This is a genomic window from Kluyvera ascorbata ATCC 33433 (assembly GCF_000735365.1).
In the GTDB taxonomy this organism is placed as follows: domain Bacteria; phylum Pseudomonadota; class Gammaproteobacteria; order Enterobacterales; family Enterobacteriaceae; genus Kluyvera; species Kluyvera ascorbata.
On the sequence record NZ_JMPL01000032.1, the window covers coordinates 15,583 to 38,190 of the forward strand.

The 22,608-nt window shown below is 57.5% G+C and carries 21 protein-coding genes; 5 read left to right on the plus strand and 16 right to left on the minus strand.

Translation table 11 applies throughout. From position 1 onward, the window contains the following. Positions 1-178 precede the first annotated feature (178 nt). Positions 179-1,795 (minus strand): peptide ABC transporter substrate-binding protein, encoded by a 1,617-nt coding sequence (locus GKAS_RS10145; protein WP_035894035.1) that lies wholly within the window; start codon positions 1,793-1,795, stop codon positions 179-181. Between the two features lie 192 nt (positions 1,796-1,987). Here GKAS_RS10145 and mpaA point away from each other — a divergent pair, with 192 nt between their 5' ends. Further along, entirely contained in the window at positions 1,988-2,707 is a 720-nt protein-coding gene (gene mpaA / locus GKAS_RS10150; protein WP_035894037.1) for a murein tripeptide amidase MpaA, read from the plus strand. On the opposite strand, the gene ycjG is transcribed toward mpaA, so the two are convergent. Beyond that, complete coding sequence (ycjG, locus tag GKAS_RS10155) at positions 2,698-3,663, minus strand: L-Ala-D/L-Glu epimerase (RefSeq protein WP_035894039.1); 966 nt, start codon at positions 3,661-3,663, stop codon at positions 2,698-2,700. The genes mpaA and ycjG overlap by 10 nt on opposite strands. A 100-nt stretch (positions 3,664-3,763) precedes the next feature. On the opposite strand from ycjG, the gene tpx reads away from it, so the two are divergent. Beyond that, positions 3,764-4,270: a thiol peroxidase gene (gene tpx / locus GKAS_RS10160; protein ID WP_035894041.1), complete on the plus strand. Its 507-nt coding sequence runs from the start codon at positions 3,764-3,766 to the stop codon at positions 4,268-4,270. Between the two features lie 50 nt (positions 4,271-4,320). Here the strand turns inward: tpx and tyrR are convergent, their stop codons facing one another. From tyrR to pspA, 12 genes are all read right to left on the minus strand, one after another. Beyond that, positions 4,321-5,862, minus strand: coding sequence for a transcriptional regulator TyrR (gene tyrR / locus GKAS_RS10165; protein ID WP_035894043.1), 1,542 nt, complete (start codon positions 5,860-5,862; stop codon positions 4,321-4,323). A gap of 208 nt (positions 5,863-6,070) precedes the next feature. Next, positions 6,071-6,775 carry an ABC transporter ATP-binding protein gene (locus GKAS_RS10170; RefSeq protein ID WP_035894045.1) on the minus strand — a complete coding sequence of 235 codons (705 nt, stop codon included), beginning with the start codon at positions 6,773-6,775 and terminating at the stop codon, positions 6,071-6,073. Further along, on the minus strand, positions 6,762-7,598 hold the full coding sequence (locus GKAS_RS10175) for an ABC transporter ATP-binding protein (protein WP_035894047.1): 837 nt from the start codon (positions 7,596-7,598) through the stop codon (positions 6,762-6,764). The genes GKAS_RS10170 and GKAS_RS10175 overlap by 14 nt, the downstream gene beginning before the upstream one ends. Beyond that, complete coding sequence (locus tag GKAS_RS10180) at positions 7,591-8,424, minus strand: ABC transporter permease (RefSeq protein WP_035894049.1); 834 nt, start codon at positions 8,422-8,424, stop codon at positions 7,591-7,593. Before GKAS_RS10180 ends, GKAS_RS10175 begins: the two co-directional genes overlap by 8 nt. Next, on the minus strand, positions 8,424-9,473 hold the full coding sequence (locus GKAS_RS10185) for an ABC transporter permease (RefSeq protein WP_035894051.1): 1,050 nt from the start codon (positions 9,471-9,473) through the stop codon (positions 8,424-8,426). Before GKAS_RS10185 ends, GKAS_RS10180 begins: the two co-directional genes overlap by 1 nt. A gap of 79 nt (positions 9,474-9,552) precedes the next feature. Further along, on the minus strand, positions 9,553-11,121 hold the full coding sequence (locus GKAS_RS10190; RefSeq protein WP_035894053.1) for an ABC transporter substrate-binding protein: 1,569 nt from the start codon (positions 11,119-11,121) through the stop codon (positions 9,553-9,555). A gap of 123 nt (positions 11,122-11,244) precedes the next feature. Then, complete coding sequence (locus GKAS_RS10195; protein ID WP_035894055.1) at positions 11,245-12,312, minus strand: YcjF family protein; 1,068 nt, start codon at positions 12,310-12,312, stop codon at positions 11,245-11,247. Further along, on the minus strand, positions 12,309-13,706 hold the full coding sequence (locus GKAS_RS10200; RefSeq protein WP_035894057.1) for a YcjX family GTP-binding protein: 1,398 nt from the start codon (positions 13,704-13,706) through the stop codon (positions 12,309-12,311). Before GKAS_RS10200 ends, GKAS_RS10195 begins: the two co-directional genes overlap by 4 nt. A 34-nt stretch (positions 13,707-13,740) precedes the next feature. After that, positions 13,741-13,959, minus strand: coding sequence for a phage shock protein PspD (pspD, locus tag GKAS_RS10205; protein WP_035894059.1), 219 nt, complete (start codon positions 13,957-13,959; stop codon positions 13,741-13,743). Between the two features lie 14 nt (positions 13,960-13,973). Then, entirely contained in the window at positions 13,974-14,333 is a 360-nt protein-coding gene (gene pspC, locus GKAS_RS10210) for an envelope stress response membrane protein PspC (protein ID WP_115074735.1), read from the minus strand. Beyond that, positions 14,330-14,554: an envelope stress response membrane protein PspB gene (pspB, locus tag GKAS_RS10215; RefSeq protein ID WP_035894063.1), complete on the minus strand. Its 225-nt coding sequence runs from the start codon at positions 14,552-14,554 to the stop codon at positions 14,330-14,332. The genes pspC and pspB overlap by 4 nt, the downstream gene beginning before the upstream one ends. 52 nt (positions 14,555-14,606) lie before the next feature. Beyond that, complete coding sequence (pspA, locus tag GKAS_RS10220) at positions 14,607-15,275, minus strand: phage shock protein PspA (protein ID WP_035894065.1); 669 nt, start codon at positions 15,273-15,275, stop codon at positions 14,607-14,609. A gap of 167 nt (positions 15,276-15,442) precedes the next feature. Between pspA and pspF the strand changes: the two genes are divergently transcribed. After that, a complete protein-coding gene (gene pspF, locus GKAS_RS10225; protein WP_035894067.1) occupies positions 15,443-16,417 on the plus strand; it encodes a phage shock protein operon transcriptional activator in 975 nt (324 codons plus the stop codon). Here the strand turns inward: pspF and GKAS_RS10230 are convergent. Both GKAS_RS10230 and GKAS_RS10235 read right to left on the minus strand, forming a co-directional pair. After that, on the minus strand, positions 16,408-17,799 hold the full coding sequence (locus GKAS_RS10230; RefSeq protein ID WP_035894069.1) for an MFS transporter: 1,392 nt from the start codon (positions 17,797-17,799) through the stop codon (positions 16,408-16,410). The genes pspF and GKAS_RS10230 overlap by 10 nt on opposite strands. A gap of 25 nt (positions 17,800-17,824) precedes the next feature. Then, positions 17,825-18,997, minus strand: coding sequence for a M20 aminoacylase family protein (locus GKAS_RS10235; protein WP_035894071.1), 1,173 nt, complete (start codon positions 18,995-18,997; stop codon positions 17,825-17,827). 169 nt (positions 18,998-19,166) lie between these two features. On the opposite strand from GKAS_RS10235, the gene GKAS_RS10240 reads away from it, so the two are divergent. Together GKAS_RS10240 and sapA are read left to right on the plus strand one after the other, a co-directional pair. After that, entirely contained in the window at positions 19,167-21,470 is a 2,304-nt protein-coding gene (locus tag GKAS_RS10240) for a helix-turn-helix domain-containing protein (protein WP_035894072.1), read from the plus strand. Between the two features lie 90 nt (positions 21,471-21,560). Next, positions 21,561-22,608 (plus strand): ABC transporter substrate-binding protein SapA (sapA, locus tag GKAS_RS10245; RefSeq protein WP_035894073.1); only part of this gene is annotated, 1,048 nt, incomplete at its 3' end.

Here is a 22,608-nt window from a genome sequence, read left to right on the forward strand (position 1 = left end):
GATTATCTACGTTAGAGACATCGCAATCCTTAGATAGGTCAATGCGATGATGCCACTCAACCTTATTACTTTTACCTATAGTGGTTAACAAAGGTTAAAGAGAGAAACTGACGCTACAATCCGCGCCAGCTCTGATTTTAGATGGGATTCATTGAAGCTATCAGGCACCTGTATTCAACTAGTGCTTCACGATATACATCGTATGCGTATACGCCACATCTTCCGGATTGGTGATCGGGTATCCTTTTACCCACGGCTTAATCAAACGCCCGTTGGTGTACTGATAGATAGGCGCAATCGGCGCTTTCTCGGCCAGAATTTTTTCCGCAACGTTATAGTCCGCATTTCGGGCTTCAGCGGTATTTTCCAGCGTCGCCTGACGGACAACCTTATCGTAGGCCGGGTCACTGAAGCGTGAAATATTGCCGGTATTGGTCGAGGTCAGCAGCGACAGGAAGGTTGACGGCTCGTTATAGTCACCCACCCAGGATGCGCGGATTACGTCGAAATTACCGGTGTTACGACTATCGATATAGGTTTTCCACTCCTGGTTTTGCAGCTTCACCTCAACGCCGAGGTTTTTCTTCCACATCGACGCCACGGCAATCGCTATCTTCTGGTGATTCTCGGAGGTGTTATAGAGCAGCGTCAGCTTCAGCGGACGATTCGGGCCGTAGCCTGCCGCCTGCAGCAGCATTTTCGCCTGTGCATTCAGCTCAGCCTGGCTCGCGTGCGCCATCTCAGAGTCCTGTGGCTTAAAGCCCGCGGTCACATCTGGCGTAAAGCGCCATGCCGGTTTCTCGCCCGTGCCTAACACTTTCTCGGCAATAATTCGGCGGTCGATGCTCATACTCAGCGCCAGACGGACGCGCGCATCGGCTGTTGGCCCTTTTTGGGTGTTAAAGGCGTAGTAATACGTCCCCAGTTGCGCAGGCGTGTAAACCTGCCCCGGCAGCTCCTTGAGCAGCTTCTGATACTGGTTTTTCGGGAAAGATTCTGTGATATCAATATCGCCTGCCAGGTAGCGCTTCGTCGCGGACGACTCCTGATTGATAGGGATGAAAGTCACTTTCTGAATAACCGTTTTAGCGTTGTCCCAATAATACTTATTCGGCACCGCAACCAGCTTCTCGTTGACCACGCGGTCGGCCAGTACATAAGCCCCATTACCCACCAGCTTGCCCGGACGCGTCCAGTTTTTATCACTTTCGACGTTGGCTTTATTCACCGGGAACAGCGAGAAGTTAGCGGTCAGATTCACAAACCACGGCAGCGGTTTGTCCAACTGCACGCGCAGGGTGTGCGCATCTACCGCCGTCACGCCCAGCGTGTCCGGCTTGGCTTTACCATCGATAATATTCTGGGCATTGTTAATGCCCGCCAGCGCGGCAAACCAGGCGAACGGTGATGTGGTATTTGGGTCTACCAGTCGTTGCCAGCTATAGACAAAGTCCTGCGCGGTGACCGGCGTACCGTCTGACCATTTCGCGTCGTTACGCAGGGTAAAGGTCCAGATCCGCTGGTCGTTGGTTTGCCAGCGCGTGGCGACCCCAGGAATAATGTTGCCGTTGGCATCCTGGTTAACCAGCCCTTCGAACAGATCGCGAATCACCTGGATTTCAGGCAACCCCACCGCTTTTGCGGGGTCCAGTGAAGCGGGTTCATCTTTAATGTGACGAACCAGCGTTTGCTGCTTCGCCAGCACCGTTCCGGCGGGAACGTCGGCCGCAACGGCGAGAGTACTCAGACCTGAAAGCAAGGCTGCACAACAGGTCAAGGTGAACGGTAACTTCATGACATCCCCTTAAAATAGGTAAACCCACACAACTTGATGAAAATATTATTTGTTTCAGTCGCGTTAATTGCAAACATCATGTCACATAAACTTGATATATCCCCGGCAATATCTATCAGGGAAACTATTTGATTCGCGGCGGGTTTTGCACAACACTGCTCAATATCCCCCTTGCGTATCAGGACTCCGCGTATGTCAGTTACTCGCCCTCGCGCCCAGCGCGGCGCGTTCCCGCCGGGAACACAACATTATGGACGCTCGCTGCTTGGAGCCCCTTTAATCTGGTTTCCTGCCCCGCTAGCCGGCCCGCAGAGCGGTTTAATCATTGCTGGCACGCATGGCGACGAAAACTCGTCGGTCGTCACCCTTTCCTGCGCGATGCGCACGCTGGCGACGGATCTTCGTCGTCATCACGTGGTGCTGGCGGTTAACCCGGACGGCTGTCAGCTCGGGCTTCGCGCCAATGCGAACGGCGTGGATTTGAACCGTAACTTCCCCTCGGCAAACTGGAAGGAAGGCGAAACGGTCTATCGCTGGAACAGCGCCGCCGAGCAACGCGACGTGGTGTTACTGACCGGTAGCCGCCCCGGCTCCGAGCCGGAAAGCCGCGCGCTGTGTCAGCTTATCCACCAGATAAATCCTGCATGGGTTGTCTCTTTCCACGACCCGCTGGCCTGCATTGAGGACAACCGCCACAGCGAGCTGGGCCAATGGCTTGCCGAAGCGTTCAGCCTGCCGCTGGTCAGCAGCGTGGGTTATGAAACCCCGGGGTCATTTGGGAGCTGGTGTGCCGATATCGGTCTGCACTGCATCACCGCCGAGTTCCCGCCCATCTCTTCCGACGAAGCGAGCGAGAAATATCTCGCGGCGATGACCGCGCTGCTGCACTGGCAGTCAACGCATCACAAGTGAAGTTCACCGCAGGTAAAATGCAGCGCCGGTTCGGCATCGGCGGCAAGCCAGGTCGGGCCATCAAGGTCAGCAAAACGCACCTGCGGTGCCAGCGGCAGCGCAGCTTCAATGGCGCGAGAGGTACAAAGCATGCAGCCGAGCATGAGCGCGAAACCCTGCGCCTTGGCTTCGGCAGCCAGCGCCAGCGCTTCGGTCAGACCGCCGGTTTTATCGAGCTTAATGTTCACCATCTCGTAGCGTTCGCGTAGAACAGGTAAATCTTCGCGGGTATGACAGCTTTCATCAGCGCAAATCGGTAGCGGATGGATAAAGTGGCTGAGCGCGTCATCTTCGCCCACCGGCAGAGGTTGTTCGAGCATGGCGACGTTTAAATCAGCCAGCAGCTGGCAACGCGCCGCTAAGCCGTCACCATGCCAGGATTCATTAGCATCAACTATCAGCGTCGCATCCGGCGCGGCGGCGCGAATCGCCACCATTCGTTCACAGATAAAATGGTTATCGAGCTTCACTTTAAGCAGCCGGGCACCGCTTTCATACAGCGCTTTTGCGCTAGCGGCCATTTGCTCTGGGGTGCCAATGACCACCGTTTGGGCGGTGGTTATCGTATCAGGGAGGCGCACGCCCAACTGTGTGACAACGTCACTTTTCAACAGGTGAGTTTCCAGGCTCCAGAGCGCGCAGTCGACCGCATTGCGTGCCGCCCCTGCCGGGAGTAGGTTCGCCAGCTGTTCGCGGGTTAATCCGCGTTCAAGCTGCTCGCCCAACGCCATAATTTGCGCCATCACCGATGCAATGCTTTCGCCATAGCGTGGATACGGCGTGCACTCGCCCACCCCTTTTACGCCATCCTGTTCCAGCTCGACCACCACCACTTTGGCTTCACTGCGGCTACCGCGAGCAATAACAAATGCGGTATGTAGAGGCCAGGCCTCTTCGAAGACGCGTAGCTTTCTCATTTTCACTCCTTTTATTCAGGCGTAAATAGGGTTTGCCGTGTTAACACCTGTTGTCATACACTAGGGTCGACGTTAACTATATGTAAACAGGAAGATAATCATGTCGCAATCCGTACATTTCCAGGGCAATCCCGTTGCTGTTCAAGGTTCTATCCCACAGGCGGGCGATAAAGCTCAACCGTTTACGCTGGTGGCAAAAGATCTGTCAGACGTCACCCTGGGCCAGTTCACTGGCAAACGTAAAGTTCTGAACATTTTCCCAAGCATCGATACCGGCGTTTGCGCGGCATCTGTGCGTAAATTCAATCAACTGGCTGGCGAACTGGCCAACACCGTTGTGCTGTGCGTTTCCGCTGACCTGCCGTTCGCGCAGTCTCGCTTCTGCGGCGCTGAAGGCCTGAGCAACGTGGTCACTCTGTCCACCCTGCGTGCGCCAGAATTCCTGCAGACCTACGGCGTAGGCATCGCAGACGGCGCACTGAAAGGCCTGGCGGCACGTGCCGTTGTGGTTATCGATGAAAACGACAACGTGGTTTACAGCGAGCTGGTGAACGAAATCACCAACGAACCAGACTACGATGCGGCACTGGCTGCGCTGAAAGCGTAATCACCGTACCGCAAAATATAAACAGCCTCTTTTCAGAGGCTGTTTTTTTATCACTCTTCGCCCTTCTTGTTGCTCAGGCCATATTCCCGCAATTTATTGGCAATCGCCGTGTGCGATACACCCAGACGCTTGGCAAGTTTTCGGGTGCTTGGATAGCTGCGATAAAGCTGCGTCAGCACCGAGCGCTCAAAGCGACGGGTAATATCATCCAGCGAACCTTCTATCGCCTCTTCGCCTACCGCCGCGCTCGACACATCGTGATCCGGCAGCAGCACGTCCTGAGGACGGAGTTCGTAGCCCTCAAGCTGAGTCAATGCGCGATACACCGCATTCTTCAACTGGCGAACGTTGCCCGGCCAGCCGTAGCGGGTGAGCACAGTGTTGAGGTCAGCGGAAAGTTTCGGGCGTGAAATCCCCTGCTCGTCGGCAAAGCGCGCCACAAACAGTTCGGTCAGCGGCATGATGTCCTGCGGACGATCGCGCAGCGGCGGCAGGTTGAGGGTCAGCACATTGAGGCGATAGTAGAGATCCTCACGGAACAGTCCTTTCTGTACCAGCTCCACCAGATTTTTCTGGGTGGCGCAAATAACGCGGACATCAACATGCACTTCATGATCTTCACCCACGCGGCGGAAGGTGCCATCGTTGAGGAAACGCAGCAGCTTGGTCTGCATGCGCGGCGACATTTCGCCAATTTCGTCCAGCAGCACCGAGCCGCCGTTGGCCTGTTCGAAGAAGCCTTTTTTACCTTCAGAGGCGTCGCCAAACAGTTCGCTCTCTACCGCATCTTCTGGAATCGAACCGCAGTTCAGCGCGAGGTACGGCTTCGCCGCGCGTGGGCTCGCCAGGTGGCAGGCGTGAGCCAGCAGATCTTTACCGGTGCCGGTTTCACCCACAATCAGCAGCGGTGCGGTCAGCAACGCCAGCTTGCGGGCCTGCTCAACAACCTGACGCATACGCGGGCTCACCGCCACAATCTGGCTGAACGCGCTGACGTCCTGAGTGGTCATGGTTTGCAGCTGACGGCCCATACGCAGCGTCGAGCGCAGCATAATCACCGCCCCGGCCAGCACGCGGGCATCGTTCTCGCCGCTCAGGTAGACCGGCGTCGCTTCCAGCAGGAAGTTTTGTCCGTGGATCACCACATGCTCGGCGTGCGGTTCCACCTTCTCGCTTTCCAGCCAGCGCGGGAAGTTAAAGCCACTAATGAGCTGCGCGACATTGTGGTTGCGCATCTTGTCCTGGCTCATGCCGAACAGCTGGCAGCTCGCCGGGTTAGCGCGTTCAATTTTACTGCGCGTGTCCAGCGACAGGACCGGTTCCGGCATCGCTTCCAGCAATGCGCTAAGCGCCAGGTGTTCACGTTCGGAAGGCATCCACGGTACGGTGCGCACGTCGGTCACGCCCGCGATACGGCGGATTTCCGCCATCAGGCTGCTGAAGCTGGTGAATTCCAGCTCCGCAAAATTAAGGTAGATTCGGCCAACAGGGTCGATATCGATACCGCGCAGGTCAATGCCGCGCAGCACCAGAAGATCGAGCAGTTCACGGGTCAGACCGAGACGGTCCTCACAAAAGACTTCAAGACGCATGGGAGTGTTCACCCTTATAAGCCAAAGACGTATGAATAATAAGACACTTATTCGCTGGCGTGAAGATGAGTGTCAACAATTATTGACAGTATGGCGGAAAAATGGGCGCTGTGCCGTAAAGTTATGCGTTCAATTAATAAACTGCACATAACGGTCCCCTCTCCCTTAGAAAGGGAGAGGGGGCAGATTGTGCCAAAACGTAAACTTGTTACCCCATCCGGTGTTCACCGCGCTCCAGCGCCGTACGGTCGAAGAAGCGCTGAATCACGCCTCCTGCCATAAACGCCGCGCGGTCGGACATATGCGCAATCACATCGGCATCGTGACTCACCAGCAGATAAGTCATACCGTGGTCCTGCTTCAGACGGTTGAGCAAGTTCAGGATTTCCGCCTGTACCGACATATCCAGCGCCGAAGTGGGTTCATCCAGCAGCAGGATTTTTGGCCGCAGCAGCAGCGCACGGGCAATCGCCACGCGCTGGCGCTGTCCGCCGGAGAGTTGATGCGGATAGCGGCTGGCGGCATCGGCGGGCAGGCCCACCTGCTCTAACGCGGTCTGGACTCTAGACTCAATATCCGCTTCACCATGAATACGCAGCGGTTCCGCCAGCGTACGCCAGAGGGTGTGGTTCGGGTGCAGCGAGGCGTACGGGTCCTGGAAAACCATCTGCACATTGCGCCGCAGGTCGCCCTGAAAACGCGCGCCGGGGGCGATATTTTTGTCAAATAGCGAGACGTACCCGCCCCACTCGCGCTGAAGCCCGGCGATGACGCGCAGAATGGTCGATTTTCCGCAGCCGGATTCGCCAATCAGGCTAAAAGTCTCGCCCGCGTTGACGTGGAAACTGGCCGCCGACACCGCCGTTTTCTCGCCAAAGGTGACCTGTAACGCCTGAATATCAACGATCGCCATGCGCCGCCTCCTCAAAGTTCTGACTGCGGTCCAGCGTCGGCAGCATCTGTCCGTAGGTCTGCGCGCTCGGGCGACAGGTCCATAAGGTGCGGGTATAGGGGTGCGTTGCCTGCGGTAAATCTCGGGCCGCCATCTCATCAACGCCGTTGCCCTGATACATCACCAGTACGCGGTCGCAGTGCTGGGCCACCAGCGGTAAATCGTGGCTAATCAGCAGCATCGCCATTTGTCGCTTCTCGCATTGCGCCACCAGTAGCTCAAGGATCTGGTTGCGCAGGCGGGCGTCCAGCGCCGAGGTGGGTTCGTCGGCAATCAGCACTTTAGGGTCGTTGATGAGCGCAATGGCAATCATCACCCGCTGGCCCATGCCGCCGGACAGTTCGCCGGGATAGCGGTTCAGCACCGCAACATCCAGCCCCATGGCGACCACCGACGCAGCGATTTTTTCCTGCCGTTCACGGCGGTTAAGGCGTTGATGCAGGGTGAGCGCCTCTTCCAACTGCTCACGCACCGTTTTCACCGGGTTCAGCGCATAGCGAGGGTCCTGCAACACCATGGCGATGTCGTTGCCCCGCAGCGCGCGCCAGCCGCGCGCATTCAGGGAGAGCACATCATGGCCCAGCACGTTCAGACGGTCAGCGCTGACGATACCTGGCTTACGCACCAGCCCCATCAGCGCACGCGCGGTCATTGACTTGCCGGAACCAGATTCACCCACCAGCGCTAACCGCTCGTTGCCAAGCGTAAAGCTCATATTGTTGACCACCCGCGCGCGGGGATAATCAATATTCAGCCCCTGTACGGAAAGGCGTTGCTCAGTCATGTTGCGGCTCCAGAACGTCACGTAAACCATCACCCAGCAGGTTAAACGCCAGGCTGGCAATCAGAATCGCGGCACCTGGTGCAGCGGCAATCCACCACTGGTCAAAGATAACCTGCATACCGTCGGCAATCATCGCGCCCCACTCCGCCATCGGCGGACGTGCGCCCAGGCCAAGGAAGCCTAACCCTGCGGCGGCCAAAATAATCCCTGCCAGATCCAGCGCCAGACGCACGATGGCGGACGGCAAACACAGCGGCAGAATATGGCCGACCAGCAGGCGCAGACCGCGGATGCCCATCATTTCAGCGGCGGCTAAATAGTCGCTATGCCGTAGTCGCTGGATCTCGCTACGCGCCTGTCGCGCGTAAGCAGGCCAGGTGGTTAACGCCAGCGCCAATGCGCCGTTGACCAACCCTGGGCCAAGCATCGCCACAAAGGCAAAGGCCAGAATCAGGCGCGGCATAGACATCACCACGTCGGTAAAGCGCATCAGAATCCGCTCCAGCCAGCCGCCGTAATAACCGGAAAGAATGCCCATCAACAGCCCTACCGGCAGCGTAATCACCGTCACCAGCGCCACCAGACCCAGCGCCGGGCGGGTGCCGTAAATCAGCCTTGAGAGCAGATCGCGCCCGTAGCTGTCGGTGCCGAGCCAGTGCTGCGCATTGGGCATTTGCAAACGCGCGGCGGCGTCCTGCCAGTTTGGATCCTGCGGCGCAAGCCATGGAGCCAACAGCGCCGTCAGTACCAGCACGGCAATAATCATTAACCCGCAGCAGGCCGCAGGCGAGCGCAGTAATCGGCGCAAAAACAGAGATGATGGCATCAGCGAACCCTCGGGTCGGTTAGCCGCACCAGCACGTCGGTGAGGTTATTAATCAACACAAAGCAAACGCCAATGAGCAGCGTTCCCCCCATAATCGCCGCCGTATCGCCAGCAAACAGCGCCGTTGTCAGGTAGCGGCCAATCCCCGGCCAGGAGAATACCGTCTCGGTCAGCACCGCACCTTCAAGCATTGAGGTATACGCCAGTGCGATAACCGTCAGCAGCGTGCCGCGAATATTTGGCAACACGTGACGCAGCAGAATGCTCATCTCGCCCGCTCCTTTGGCACGCGCCAGCAGGATGTACTCTTTGTTCATCTCACTCAGGCATGCCGAGCGCGTAAGGCGCGTGATGCTGGCAAGCGAATAGTAGGCCAGCAGCAACACCGGCAGCACCAGATGGCTGAAGGCGTTGCGAAAGGCTTCTTTGTCACCGGAAAGCCAGGTATCAATCAGCGCAAAACCGGTTTTGGGTTCGATGGTGAACTGGTAAATGTCGTCCAGCCGACCGGGGCCGGGGCTCCATTGCAGCTTCGCGTAGAACAGCGCCAGCATCAGCAGCCCGAGCCAGAAAATGGGCACCGAGTTGCCCAGAAGCGTCAGCGTTCGCATGGCTAAATCCCAGGGGGTACCGGCGTAGCGCGCGCAAAGCACACCGGCAATCACGCCGAAGACCGCACCGATAATCAGCGCTAGCGTGGCAAGTTCAAGCGTCGCAGGAAAGGCAGCCAGCAGGTCGTGTAGCACCGGTTGTCCGGTGGCGCTGGCGGTGCCAAGATCGCCGTGGAAAAGATTGACCAGGTAGTGCCAGAACTGTACCAGCAGCGAGCGGTCGAGGCCCAACTGATGGCGAACCTGATCGTAAGTTGACTGGCTCGCATGGTCGCCGACAATTTGCAGCACGCGGTCAACGGGCGAAAGCGCAGAAAGCGCAAAGGTGACGAGCAACAGGCCCAGCAACGTGAGCGCCAGCGTCAACATCCCCTGGAGAAGCCCGGACAGCAAACGTCGGGTTCGCTGTGCGGTTGAATTCGGTAAAACGGCGGGCATGGGAATTCCGTATATCAACGAGAAAAAAACGACAATGGCCCGAACGGGTTACGCCGCCGGGCCATGTTTATCAAACGGTCTATTTCGTTACGCGGTCATACCAGACCATATCGGCGTTAAGCCCTTGCTGGTAGCCTTTCACGTTATCGCGAACCACAATCTGCGTTTTGCCCTGATCGATAAAGACATACGGCGAACTGCGTTGCAGCTCTTCCTGCATTTTTTTGTACAGGTCGAGGCGCTTCGCCACATCCGGCTCGGCAACCGCCGCCAGCGTCGCTTTATTTAGCTCTGGGATTTTCCAGCCGTTCAGCCCCGCCACGGTGCTGGATTTGCCGTCGTTAAAGGCAAAAGCGCTGGCGTTAGAGTGCGCGTCGAAATAGTCCGGGATCCACAGACGAATCGCCGCCTGATGCTGCTTAGCACGCACGCGAGCATAAACCTGGCTGCCCGCCGCCGGCAGCAGATCCACCTTCACGCCGCCCTGAGCAAAGCTTGCCTGCATCGACTGCGCGATGGTGATAAACGGCGGTTTGTTCTCCACGTCGAGGGTAAAGTGAGCGTCTTTAATGCCCGCTTTCGCCAGAATTTCTTTGGCTTTGGCAGGGTCAAATTTGAACGGCGTATTATCCAGCGCGCCCGGGAACCCGACCGGCAGGAAGCTCTGATGCACGAAGTACTGCCCTTTCAGCAGGTCTTTGGTGATACCGTTGTAGTCCACCAACCAGCGTGCCGCTTCCCAGAACGCGGGGTTCGCCAGCAGCGGATTGGCGGTGTTTGCGGTGTTGAACACCACGTAGTTTTGTTCGGCGGACGGAATGCTTAACACCTGTAAGCCAGGCTTACCCTGCAGCGCGTCAATCTGATCGGCACCAAGGTCGCGCGCCACGTCGGCGTCGCCCTGCTGGATAAGCAAGCGGCGGGAGGCCGGATCCGGCACGTTTTTAATGATCACGCTTTTCAGCTTCGGCGCGCCGGTTGGCGAGGTGTCGTTGGCTTCCAGCACGATAGCCTGATGCGGCTGGTAGACGCGCATTTTGAACGCGCCGCTGCCCGCAGAGTGCATTTTCAGCCACTCATTGCCGAAGTCGTTGCCCTTCACGTTGGCCGCCACCAGCTTCTCATCAACAATCGAGGCAATTGGGGTAGAGAGAATATTCAGCGCCACCGACGGACTAACATCAGCGGTCCAGCTTAGCTGTAGCGTATGGTCGTCGATTTTCTTCAGCTGGCTGGCAATGTTGCCAGGCTCCCAGCCGAGGACGTTAAGGATAAACGCCGGGGATTTGTTAAGGGTGACGGCACGGGTGTAGGAGAAGATCACATCTTCCGGGCGCAGCGGGTTGCCGGAAGCAAATTTAGCATCGCTTTTTAGCTTGATGGTCAGCGTTTTCGCTGCCGCATCGGCCTGCCAGCTTTCCGCCAGAATCGGGGTAATTTTTGCCGGATCGTTACGGTCAGGCTGAACCAGACGCTGGTACAGGCTCGGCACCGTCTGGATGCTGGAGAGCTCGTTGGCCTCCGCCGGGTCCAGACTAACAATATCGTCCAGGCCCTGAGCCACGACCAGGGTGTTCGGTGGCGTAGCGGCATAAGCGGAGGCTGACAGCGCGGTCAGCACGAGTAACGGCAGCAGTTTTTTGGTCATCGTGACTTCCTGAAAATGAACGTGTTGTGGACGATTCAGCTAAAGTAGCGCTGCTTGTCACTTTCAGTAAAGTTAAGTATAGAAATAGGTTATACAATTTTTGCATAACCATATTTTATCTTGTCAACTATCCCGTTGCGCCGCCGATTTTCCTTTCTGTACCGTCGCTTTCAGTTGCCCGATTAGTTCACGGCGGAAGTCACCGAGGCGTGGCTTGTCGTTGTCGATCCACGGCAGCGGTCGACAAAGTTCCATTGCTTTGATCCCAAGACGTGCAGTCAGCAACCCAGCACCAATCCCCTGCGCTGCGCGGGTCGACAGGCGAGCGGCCAGATCCTGCGACATCCAGTCCATGCCGATTTCCCGCACCAGTTCGCTGGCCCCGGCGAAGGCGATGTTGATAAGCACCAGGCGGAACAGACGCAGGCGGCTGTAGTAACCCAGTTCAATGCCGTAGAGATTCGCGATGCGGTTGATCAGCCGCAGGTTACGCCAGGCGATAAAGCCCATGTCCACCAGCGCCAGCGGACTGACGGCTATCATCAGCGTCGACTCCGCCGCCGAGCGGCTGATTTCGCGACGCGCCTGAGCATCCAGCACCGGCTGGACCAGATGGGCATACAGGCTGACCACTTCGCGATCGCTCTGAGTTTCGTGAATAGCGGCGTACCAGCGCTGTAGCGCCGGGTGCGACTGATCAAGCCCCGCCTGACGCGCTAACCCTTCACAGAACGCACGCCCTTTGCCCACGCTGTGGCTGTGCATTAACGTGCGCGCTTCATCGCGTTCTTCCGCGCGCTGGCGCAAGCGCCAGAGTCGGCGCCATTCGGTAACCACTGAACCAACACCCGCGCCGACGATTAGTGCCCCGGCGGCACAACCACCGAGCGCTGCCCAGTCGTTGGTTTGCCAGGCGGTCATCGTCCACTGTACGCCCTGAGCGACCACGCTGATGCCAAACAGGCCGAGCCCTGCGGTGACCATTTTGCGCCACAGGCTGCGTTTCGGGCGCAGCGCCGCATCAAGAGTGGCTTCTACTTGTCCTTCCTGCTCTGGTGATTCGTCGAGCGCCACCGGCGCGAATTTCTCCGCCGTCGCGTCATCAAACGCCTGCGAGGTTTTAAACTGCTCCGCTTTGGCGTCCTCTAGTGGGCCATCAAAATCGATTCGTGGTTTATAGGCGTCGTTCATCGCAGCTTATCTCCAATCAAAAACTCCAGCGCGGCATCCAGACGGATATGCGGCAGCGGCTGGTCAACGTCCATGGCTTGCGGGCGGAAGGCCTCAAACTGAAAACCTTGTTTATCCCAGAACGCCTGTCCGGGAAGGCGCGCCGGGACTTCGCCGGGGTAAACGGTGAGCGGCTGACCGTCGCTTAAGCGATGACCGCGCAGCGCCGGGATCTTCTCGCCGTTGACCTCAATCAGCCCGCTTTGTGTCGCCTGCACCGAGGCCAGCCCCAGACAATCCATAGTAATGCCTTCAAAGGCCGCGTTTTGCCAGGCATCCTGGATCAGCTGTTGCAACAGCGACACCATATTGCCGTGCTGATCGACAGTGACGTGATCCGCTTTGGTGGCGGCAAACAGCAGCTTGTCGATAACCGGCGAAAACAGGCGGCGAAACAGCGTACGCTGCCCGTAATGGAAGCTGTGCATCAGCTGCGTCAGCGCCAGGCGCATATCGTTAAACGCCTGCGGGCCGCTGTTGAGCGGCTGTAGGCAGTCAACCAGCACAATCTGGCGGTCAAAGCGCAGGAAGTGATCGCGGTAGAACCCCTTCACCACTTTTTCGCAGTAGTAGTGGAAGCGTTCGCGCAGCATTCCAGCGTTGCTGTGTTTGTCCGCCTGCGCGAGCTTCGACTCACCGATGGCGTCCACGTCCGGCCACGGGAAAAACTGCAGCGCGGGAGCACCGGCCAGGTCGCCCGGCAGAACGAAGCGGCCCGGCTGAATAAAGTGCAGCCCTTCCTGCTTGCACTGGTGCAGGTAGTCGGTCCACGCCTGGGCAATTTCCGCCAGCCGGTTTTCGTCAGCAGGCGCGAACGGGTCGAGCCCTTCACAGAGCTGCCGCCATTTTGCCGACCATTCAGCGCGCTGGCCGGTCAGCAGCCCGGTCATCTGGCGCGACCAACCCAGGTAATCCTGGTTAAGCATCGGTAAGTCGAGCAGCCATTCGCCGGGATAGTCGACAATCTCCAGATAGAGCGTGGAGGTCTCTTTAAAGTGGCGCAGCAGCGAATCATTGGATTTGTAGCGCAGCGCCAGGCGGATTTCGCTCACCCCACGCGTCGGCGTCGGCCAGGACGGCGGCTGGCCGTAGAGCTGCGCTAGCCCTTCGTCGTAGGTGAAACGCGGGATACCGAGGTCGCGCTGGGGTATGCGCTTAACTCCAAGCAGGCGCTCTTCGCGCACCGCACTCAGCAGCGGCAGGCGCGCGCCGGTATGAATATTGAGCAGCTGATTCACCAGGCCGGTGATAAAAGCGGTCTTGCCGCTGCGGCTAAGGCCGGTAACGGCAAGACGAAGATGCCGGTCAACGCCACGGTTGACCAGCGCATTGAATTCATTTTTAAGTCGCTTCATTGCTTATCAAACACTCCTCGCTACGCCGATAGCCCTATTTTGCCATGGGAAAATAACGTTTGGCGAGGCGGGACAGCAGCGGTTCCAGCGCCACCGCCAGAAACATCTTCAACGGACGGCGGGCGACAGACTTCACCGCCCATCCGGCTACGCCAGCCGGGCCGTAGCGTAGCGCCGTCAACAGCGCCAGCTTGCCGACGATTTTCAAACCGGGTTTCACCTTCTGGCCTGCCTGCTGCCATTTATTATTCATCAGTAACCTCTTACTCAGAGCTGACGGAAGCGACTGCGCAGGGTAAAGGTATCAGATGTCACGTAGCGTTCCATCTCGCGCAGTCGCTGCTCGCCAGCGGCTAATTCAGCATCTACCGCATCCAGCAGGTCGTGGCTGGAAGGTTGATGCGGGTTGTTCATCGCCCCTTCCGGCATCGGGTCGAGGGCAAAGGTCAAAATCACGTAGGCGACGACGACAAAGAAAAACAGACCAAACAGCATCGCCAGCACGGTAATAATACGAATCAGCTTCACCGGCACGTCGAGATACTCGGCAATACCAGCACAGACCCCTTTCACCATGCCTCGCTGCGGGATACGCCACAGCTTTTTGTTAAGATCCAGCGCCATTATTTGTCCCTCCAGTTTGGATGTTCTGCATCCAGAATGGCTTCCAGCGCCTGAATACGCTCGCGCATCCGTTTCGCGTCATCGGTCAACTGCATCAGCCGCTGCTGCTCGCCCTGCGAAAGCTCGCCGGAGCGGGAGCGATTGCTATAGTGAAGCCACAGCCAAATCGGCAAAACAAACAGCACAAACAACGTCAGGGGAATGCCGAGGAAAAGCGCGCTCATAGAAACTCCTTATATATTATGAGCGGCGGCACGGTCAGTGCCGCCGGAATTATTATTCGTTGTCCTGCTTCATTTTGGCTTTCAGCGCCGCCAGCTGCTCGCTGATTTCGTCATCCGCTTTCAGTTCAGCAAACTGCTGGTCCAGCGACGGCTGCTTGCCAAAACGATGGCTTTCGGCTTCCGCTTCCATATGGTCGATCCGGCGCTCAAAGGATTCAAAGCGAGCCATCGCTTCATCCAGTTTACCGCTGTCCAGCTGGCGACGCACATCGCGGGATGAACTCGCCGCCTGATGACGCAGTGCCAGAGACTGCTGACGAGCGCGGGTTTCGCTGAGTTTGTTTTCCAGCTCACCGATCTCTTTTTTCATACGCGCCAGGGTTTCATCCACCAGCGTCACTTCATGTTCCAGCGTGCTGATAACGTCGGTCAGCTTCTGCTTTTCAATCAGCGCCGCACGCGCCAGATCGTCTTTCTCCTTGCGCAGTGCCAGTTCGGCCTTCTCCTGCCATTCAACCTGCTGCGCCTGCGCACGTTCCACGCGACGAGACAGGTCTTTCTTTTCTGCCAGCGCACGGGCAGAGGTGGAGCGCACTTCTACCAGGGTGTCTTCCATCTCCTGGATCATCAAACGAACCAGCTTCTGCGGGTCTTCCGCTTTTTCCAGCAGCGAGTTGATGTTGGCGTTCACGATGTCGGCAAAACGAGAAAAAATACCCATTGTTCAATCCTCTTAGTTCTGTGTATCGGGCTGAGCCCTGCGTAATGACTATTACAACTTCCGTGCCAACTTTTTATCTTATTGATTATAAAAGAGGTGATTGAAATTCAGCCGTTAAACGCCTACAGTGAAATGGCGAATTACACCAACATGTGGCGAATTTCATCATGGCAGATAACAAAGATACCCTTCTCGGTGAAGCAAACCGCTTTATTGAAGTGCTGGAGCAGGTGTCCCGGCTGGCACCACTGAACAAGCCGGTGCTGATTATCGGCGAGCGCGGAACGGGCAAGGAGCTTATCGCCAACCGCCTGCACTACCTCTCCTCCTGCTGGCAGGGGCCGTTTATTTCGCTTAACTGCGCGGCGCTAAACGAAAACCTGCTGGATTCCGAGCTGTTCGGTCACGAAGCCGGCGCGTTTACCGGCGCACAAAAGCGTCACCCAGGGCGGTTCGAACGCGCCGACGGCGGCACGCTGTTCCTCGATGAGCTGGCCACTGCGCCGATGCTGGTGCAGGAAAAGCTGCTGCGGGTGATTGAATACGGCGAGCTGGAGCGCGTTGGCGGCAGCCAGCCGTTGCAGGTGAACGTGCGGCTGGTGTGCGCCACCAATGCAGATTTGCCGCAGTTGGTAGAGGAAGGCACCTTCCGCGCCGACCTGCTCGACCGGCTGGCCTTTGACGTAGTGCTGCTGCCGTCGCTACGTGAGCGTCAGAGCGACATTATGCTGATGGCCGAGCACTTCGCCATTCAAATGTGTCGAGAACTCGGTCTGCCGCTGTTCCCAGGATTTACCGAACGCGCCCGCGAAACGCTGCTGCACTACCGCTGGCCGGGGAATATCCGTGAGTTGAAAAACGTGGTTGAGCGTTCGGTCTATCGGCACAGCTCCATCGAGGAGCCGCTGGACGATATTATTATCGACCCGTTCCGCCGCCAACCAGCGGTTCACGCGGAGCCCGCGGGGGAGAAAGTCGGTCCATCGCTTCCGCTGGATCTGCGCCAGTTCCAATTAGAACAAGAAAAAGGCCTGTTGCAACAAAGTCTGCAACAGGCCCGATTCAACCAAAAACAGGCCGCCGAGCTGCTGGGGTTAACCTACCACCAGCTGCGCGCGTTGTTGAAAAAGCATCAGCTTTGACGGTGGCGCGGTAACATCACCGCGCTGACCGCTATCGCCCCCAGACACAGCAAGCAGTTAAACCACAGCGCATACTGTGCCGCCTTTGCCATCCCGTGCGGCAAAAACAACGCATACAGCGAGGCGGTCATCGCCAGCCCAAACGCCCCGCCAAGCGAGCTGCCCATTTTGTAGATTCCGGAAGCCACGCCCACTTTATTCTCCGGCGCACTGGTGACGGCGGTGTCAGTCGACGGCGTGGCGTAACAGCCCAACCCTAATCCAAATAACACATTGCTGAAAAAGACGGTGACAATATAGGTCCAGGTTTCCAGGAAGGTGCAGGAAATCAGGAAAATCCCCACCATGGCGATTGCCGGACCGCCCATCATCGGTAATCTGGCACCGTAACGTTGAAGTAGTTTTTCCCCCACCCGAATCATCAGCAGTACGGTCACCAGATAGCCGAGCGTCATCATCCCTGTCTGCAGCGGGCTGAGATGCCGCCCCTGTTGCAGCCAGATGCTGGTGATCATCATGGTGCCAATCGCGCCGTTGAGCATCAGGTTCGACAGCACCGCCGCGCTGTAGGAACGGTTGTTAAACAACGCAAAATCGATGAGTGCCGCCTCCTTTTTGCGCAGACCGCTGCGGATAAACCAAACCATCGCTAGCACGGCGCCTACCAGCATCGACAGCGACAGGCTGCTGGTCCAGCCCCAGTGGTGCCCTTTGGCGATAAACAGGTTAAACAGCACCAGACCTGCCACCAGACTCAGCAGCCCGCTCACGTCTAGCTTGTGCTGCTCGGCGGTAGCGCTTTTACTTTCCGGCGTGCCACGAATCAGCAAAAACGCAGTCACGGCGGCAACGATGGAGAAAACGAAAATCCAGCGCCAGCCTAGCCCGGTGGCAATCGCCCCGCCGACAAAGGAGCACAAGCCGCTACCGCCCCAGGAACCAATCACCCAAAAGCTCACCGCGCGCTGCCGCGACCGCCCTTCATACCAGGTTTTAATCAGCGCCAGCGTCGCTGGCATGATGCAGGCGGCAGAAAGCCCCTGAATCACGCGACCGATGAGAAACAGCACCGGCCCTTGAGACACCACCAGCAGCGCGCTGCCGGCTATACTGAGCGCCAGGCCAATCAGCGTCAGACGCACCCGGCCAAACTTATCTGCCAGACCGCCGCTGGCGACGACAAAACAGCCGCTGAACAGCGCGCTGAGGCTGACCGCGAGGGTGAGCGTCTCCAGTGAGATATCGATACTGCTTTTCACCACCGGAACGACGTTTATCACCGACTGGGCAAACAACCAGAAGGTCAAAACACTTAAAACTATACCCGCCAGCAGTCGGTCGGTGCCGACATACTGCGTTTCAGTCAACGAAACAGTACTCATGGCTCGCCCTCAGGTTGCGCGTCACTTATGCACGCAGGTAGTGTTCCGTCAGGCCGCACCACAGCGCCGCCCCCGTCAGCAGGATATTGTCGTTAAAGTCATAGCCCGGGTTGTGCACCATGCAGCGATCCGGCTCGTCGCCCGCCCCAATGGTGAAATAGGCACCGTTGGGGTTCTGTTCGAGCATAAAGGCGAAATCTTCACTGCCCATAAACGGGTTAACCGTGGCGATAGAGGCTTCGCCAAACAGCGAAGTGGCCACCTCGCGCACCATCTGATTCGCCTGTGGGTCGTTGCGCAGCACCGGGCTGCCGTTGACGTGCGTCAGCGTCGCCGTGGCGTTGAAACTCTCCGCCTGCGATACCGCAATATCGTGGATGCGCTGCAGCACGGTTTTACGCACCGACTCATTCAAGGTGCGCACCGTCAGCTTCATCTGCACTTTATCGTTGATAATGTTTGGCGCATGTCCTGCCTGAATGCTGCCCACGGTGACCACCACCGGGTCGAACGGGCTGATATTTCGCGACACGATCGTTTGCAGTGCCAGCGTGATATGGCAAGCCACCACGGTAGCATCGACGGTATGTTCCGGCACCGCGCCGTGACCGCCGACGCCCTGTACATCAATATGCAAGGTGTCGGACGACGCCATCATCGCCCCGTCGCGCAGGCCAATCTTGCCGAGTTTCTGCCCCGGCATATTGTGCAGACCGAAAATGCGGTCGCAGGGGAATTTGGTGAACAGACCGTCTTCCAGCATCACGCGACCGCCGTAGAGCAACTCTTCCGCCGGCTGGAAAATCAGGTGCAGCGTGCCGTTGAACGAGCGGGTGCGCGCCAGATATTCGGCCGCATAAAGCAGCATGGTGGTGTGGCCATCGTGACCGCAGCCGTGGAAGCTACCGTCGGTCTCACTGGCCCAGGGTTTACCGCTACGCTCCTGCATCGGCAGCGCGTCCATGTCTGCGCGAAGACCTAGCGTGGCGTTGCCGTTGCCCACTTTTAAGGTTCCCACCACGCCGGTGCCGCCGAGGCCGTAGTCCACCTCATAGCCCCATCCAGTCAACAGTTTCGCCACCTCGGCGCTGGTTTTATGCTCCTGAAAACCTATCTCAGGCTGCTGATGAAAGCGGTGGCGTAGCGCAATAAACTCCGCCTCACGGACCTGCAATGCTTCAACAATAGGATGTGTCATTTTTGTTATCCCTTTATGGCTCCACAGTGATAACGTCGAGTTTATGCCGCCAGTGAGGCTTTAAAATGCAGGTTTTTGTTTTATATTGACGGAAAATGAAATGACTATTTTTCATACGGTTTAGTTATGACAAAAAAGATACCGTTATTTTTTGTCTCAGGAGAATGGGATGCCGACGCAGCAAATCAGTGACTTTTCCGTGGTCGTTCAGGATGTCCGTCATCAGACTCACGAGGAGCAGCCTGCACTCGCCCTGCTGTGGGTGCTTCAGGGCGATGTGACGCTGGAGACCAGCAATGGCACTCGTCGCCTGCTGGACGGGGCGCTCGCTATCGTCAATCCCAATCAACGGTGGAGCCTTGTCAGCGAACAACCCAATACGCTGATGACGCTGACCGTTGCCGCTAACTGGCTGACGCGGATGGATGCCCATTTTTTCGGTTTTGATTACCAGATAACCGCCCAGCCGCATGCCTCGCTGACACATGAAGCCCGACTTTGTTCACTGATGCGCCAGTTGCTCATCACCCATCTCACCAACCATGAAACGCACTCACGGCTGGAAGCCAACCGTTGGCTTTGCGAAATTGCCCAACTGCTGGCCACCCATTTCCAACAGCCGCGCCAATCCAGCACGCCACACAGCGAAGCGGCCTGGAGCCATCGTATTCGCCAGGTGGTGGCCCGAATTGAATCGCAGTACACCCAACGACTGTCACTTGCTGAAATTGCGCGCGCCGAGCGGGTGTCCGAAGCCTGGCTCTCTCGCCTATTTCATAAAGAAGTGGGCGTCAGTTTTATGCAGTTCATTACCGCACTGCGCCTGGAGAAATCCGCCGAGCTGCTGCTGACAACCGCCCTGCCGGTCCAGCGCATTGCTCAACAACAGGGCTTTGCCAGCGCCCGAGTGATGAGCGACCTGTTTAAGCGTCGCCACGGCATGACGCCCCGTCAGTTTCGCCAACAGACAACCCCCCAAAGCCGCAGCCGCCCGCGAGAAATCCTGCCGGACCGCACACTGCCGGTTGCCGCGGAAACGCTCTATGCCCTGCTTAATCATACAAGCACGGCAGCGTGGGATAACCCACCGCCGCTCCAGCACCACTCACAGCCTCGGCAGATTGCGTTGAATACGCTGCCCGCACGCCGTGTGCCACTGCGCCGTAGCGAAATAATTATTACGCTTCGCGAACTGGATGATTTACTGCGCGACGATGTTCGCCAGTCTCTGCTGGCGCTGCATGCGCAAATGCCCATCGCTGGCATTGATATTAACGAACCGTTTCTCAGCAGCCGTCTGTTCAGCGATGGCTGGGACGATCCGCAAATGGTGGGCTACGCCTGCTGGTACAACCTACAGCAGGTCTTCACATTTCTGTCTCGTATGGGCTGGCGCGTACTGTTGCATACCAGCCTGACCACCCGTCCGGATCTGCTGCGCCAGTTTTTATCCCTCGCCGCCCAGCATTTTCCACCGTCGACGCTTGCCAGTTGGCAGTTCATCTGGCACTGGTCGCCGCAGGCAAGCAAGGAAGTCTGGGCGCAGCAGAAAGCGGCCATCCGAGCGTTATCGCCTGACTCGTTACTTGGAATCTGGCACCGTTTTGCCATGGCTGAGGACGACATCGTTGACGATGCCATTCTCACTTCGCCGTTGTTAAAAGAGGCCGATTTTCTCGCCTGTTCGGCAAACGCCAATGAGCGTTTCCAACAGCAGTCTTTTGACGGTCCCCGGCTTTCCGCTGCCGAAAGTTATCCGGTTGAGAAAGTGCGCCAGATTCAGCGCGCCCTGCGACAACATCACCTTGCGTTACCTTTATGGCTGCTGTCGTGGAATACCCTGACCGGATCAACCAGACGTACTAACGGCGAGTTCTTCCGTGGCGCACTGTTGATGAACAACCTGCTTGGCCTCGCCGAACAGGTGCAGCTCACCGGTTTCTGGCTCAATTCTAGTCAGCAGGGTGAAGCGCGCAGCAACGGCACGTTTGATACCTCAAGCCTGGCGCTGTACTACCATCATGGGCTTCCCCGGCCTATTTTCTGGGTACTCTGGCTGTGGCACCGTTTACGGGGTGATGTGCTGGTCAACGATAAAAACATCCTGCTGCTGCATCACCACGGGCGCTATCAGCTGCTGCTACGTAACCCGGTAGTATTTAACCCGTGGCTCTCAAGCGAAGAGGCGTTTATTCAGCGTTTTCGTCAGCAGTATCCGGTCGCGCTTCAGCCATTACACGGCAAATGGAAAATCAAACGCCACCTGTTCGATCAGTTGAACGGCGCGCTCTTTCCCTACCTTGATGCTATCGACAGCAGCAGCGGCCCGGATGAAGAGACCTGGACCTGGCTTGTCCACAAAACCCGGCCGGCGCTCAGCGTTCGTGAAGAAAACGTAGAAGAAAAGTGGCAGGTGGTTGAGGCGCTGGAGAGCAATGCGCTGGTGTTATATGAGTTAACCCCACTGATTTGATGACTTTTAAAGCAGTTGCACGTAGAGATTTGTACCTGGTAGCCGTAAGTGCGATACACTTTGCAGATCAATCGAAAATATAACGAAACTATGCGCCTGAATTTGTCATCCTTCCTCGCCGCGTTGGGGCTACTTTGCGGCCAGGCGATTGCCGCACCGCAACCGCTCGATTCCCCTCGCGCCGATATTCGCGACAGCGGATTTGTCTACTGTGTCAGCGGGCAGGTCAACACCTTCAACCCGCAAAAGGCGAGCAGCGGGCTTATCGTCGACACGCTGGCGGCTCAACTTTACGATCGTCTGCTGGACGTTGACCCATACACCTATCGCCTGGTCCCTGAGCTTGCCGAAAGCTGGGAGGTACTGGACAACGGCGCGACCTACCGTTTCCATCTGCGCAACAATGTGCAGTTCCAGACCACCCGCTGGTTTACGCCGACGCGTGCGCTGAACGCCGACGATGTTGTGTTTACCTTTGAGCGCATTTTCGACCGCAACCATCCGTGGCATAACGTCAACGGCGGCGCTTTCCCTTACTTCGACAGCCTACAATTTGCCGATAGCGTGCAGAGCGTGCGTAAGCTCGATAACCGCACCGTGGAGTTCCGCCTAACCCGTCCGGATGCGTCATTCCTGTGGCATCTGGCGACCCACTATGCGTCCGTCATGTCCGCCGAGTACGCTAACAAGCTCACCAAACAGGATCACCAGGAGCTGCTCGACCGCCAGCCGGTCGGTACCGGGCCTTTCCAGCTTGATGAATACCAGGCGGGTCAGTTCATCCGCTTACAGCGTCACCCGAAATTCTGGCGCGGTACGCCGCTGATGCCGCAGGTGGTCGTGGATTTAGGCTCCGGCGGAACCGGACGTTTATCCAAGTTGCTGACCGGCGAATGCGACGTGCTGGCCTGGCCTGCCGCCAGCCAGTTGACCATTCTGCGCGACGATCCGCGCCTGCGTTTGACGCTGCGCCCGGGGATGAACATCGCGTACCTGGCGTTTAATACCGACAAACCGCCGCTGAATAACCCTGAAGTGCGTCACGCCCTGTCGCTCGCCATCAACAACCAGCGTCTGATGCAATCCATCTACTACGGTACGGCGGAAACGGCGGCCTCAATTTTGCCGCGTGCCTCCT

What these genes read in the sequence shown, in the direction of transcription:
- pspA (WP_035894065.1), bottom strand. Translation starts at nt 15,275, where the DNA reads ATGGGTATTTTTTCTCGTTTTGCCGACATCGTGAACGCCAACATCAAC.
- pspB (WP_035894063.1), bottom strand. Translation starts at nt 14,554, where the DNA reads ATGAGCGCGCTTTTCCTCGGCATTCCCCTGACGTTGTTTGTGCTGTTT.
- pspF (WP_035894067.1), top strand. Translation starts at nt 15,443, where the DNA reads ATGGCAGATAACAAAGATACCCTTCTCGGTGAAGCAAACCGCTTTATT.
- GKAS_RS10200 (WP_035894057.1), bottom strand. Translation starts at nt 13,706, where the DNA reads ATGAAGCGACTTAAAAATGAATTCAATGCGCTGGTCAACCGTGGCGTT.
- tyrR (WP_035894043.1), bottom strand. Translation starts at nt 5,862, where the DNA reads ATGCGTCTTGAAGTCTTTTGTGAGGACCGTCTCGGTCTGACCCGTGAA.
- tpx (WP_035894041.1), top strand. Translation starts at nt 3,764, where the DNA reads ATGTCGCAATCCGTACATTTCCAGGGCAATCCCGTTGCTGTTCAAGGT.
- GKAS_RS10145 (WP_035894035.1), bottom strand. Translation starts at nt 1,795, where the DNA reads ATGAAGTTACCGTTCACCTTGACCTGTTGTGCAGCCTTGCTTTCAGGT.
- pspD (WP_035894059.1), bottom strand. Translation starts at nt 13,959, where the DNA reads ATGAATAATAAATGGCAGCAGGCAGGCCAGAAGGTGAAACCCGGTTTG.
- GKAS_RS10195 (WP_035894055.1), bottom strand. Translation starts at nt 12,312, where the DNA reads ATGAACGACGCCTATAAACCACGAATCGATTTTGATGGCCCACTAGAG.
- GKAS_RS10185 (WP_035894051.1), bottom strand. Translation starts at nt 9,473, where the DNA reads ATGCCCGCCGTTTTACCGAATTCAACCGCACAGCGAACCCGACGTTTG.
- mpaA (WP_035894037.1), top strand. Translation starts at nt 1,988, where the DNA reads ATGTCAGTTACTCGCCCTCGCGCCCAGCGCGGCGCGTTCCCGCCGGGA.
- GKAS_RS10190 (WP_035894053.1), bottom strand. Translation starts at nt 11,121, where the DNA reads ATGACCAAAAAACTGCTGCCGTTACTCGTGCTGACCGCGCTGTCAGCC.
- GKAS_RS10230 (WP_035894069.1), bottom strand. Translation starts at nt 17,799, where the DNA reads ATGAGTACTGTTTCGTTGACTGAAACGCAGTATGTCGGCACCGACCGA.
- GKAS_RS10240 (WP_035894072.1), top strand. Translation starts at nt 19,167, where the DNA reads ATGCCGACGCAGCAAATCAGTGACTTTTCCGTGGTCGTTCAGGATGTC.
- GKAS_RS10235 (WP_035894071.1), bottom strand. Translation starts at nt 18,997, where the DNA reads ATGACACATCCTATTGTTGAAGCATTGCAGGTCCGTGAGGCGGAGTTT.
- ycjG (WP_035894039.1), bottom strand. Translation starts at nt 3,663, where the DNA reads ATGAGAAAGCTACGCGTCTTCGAAGAGGCCTGGCCTCTACATACCGCA.
- GKAS_RS10175 (WP_035894047.1), bottom strand. Translation starts at nt 7,598, where the DNA reads ATGACTGAGCAACGCCTTTCCGTACAGGGGCTGAATATTGATTATCCC.
- GKAS_RS10180 (WP_035894049.1), bottom strand. Translation starts at nt 8,424, where the DNA reads ATGCCATCATCTCTGTTTTTGCGCCGATTACTGCGCTCGCCTGCGGCC.
- GKAS_RS10170 (WP_035894045.1), bottom strand. Translation starts at nt 6,775, where the DNA reads ATGGCGATCGTTGATATTCAGGCGTTACAGGTCACCTTTGGCGAGAAA.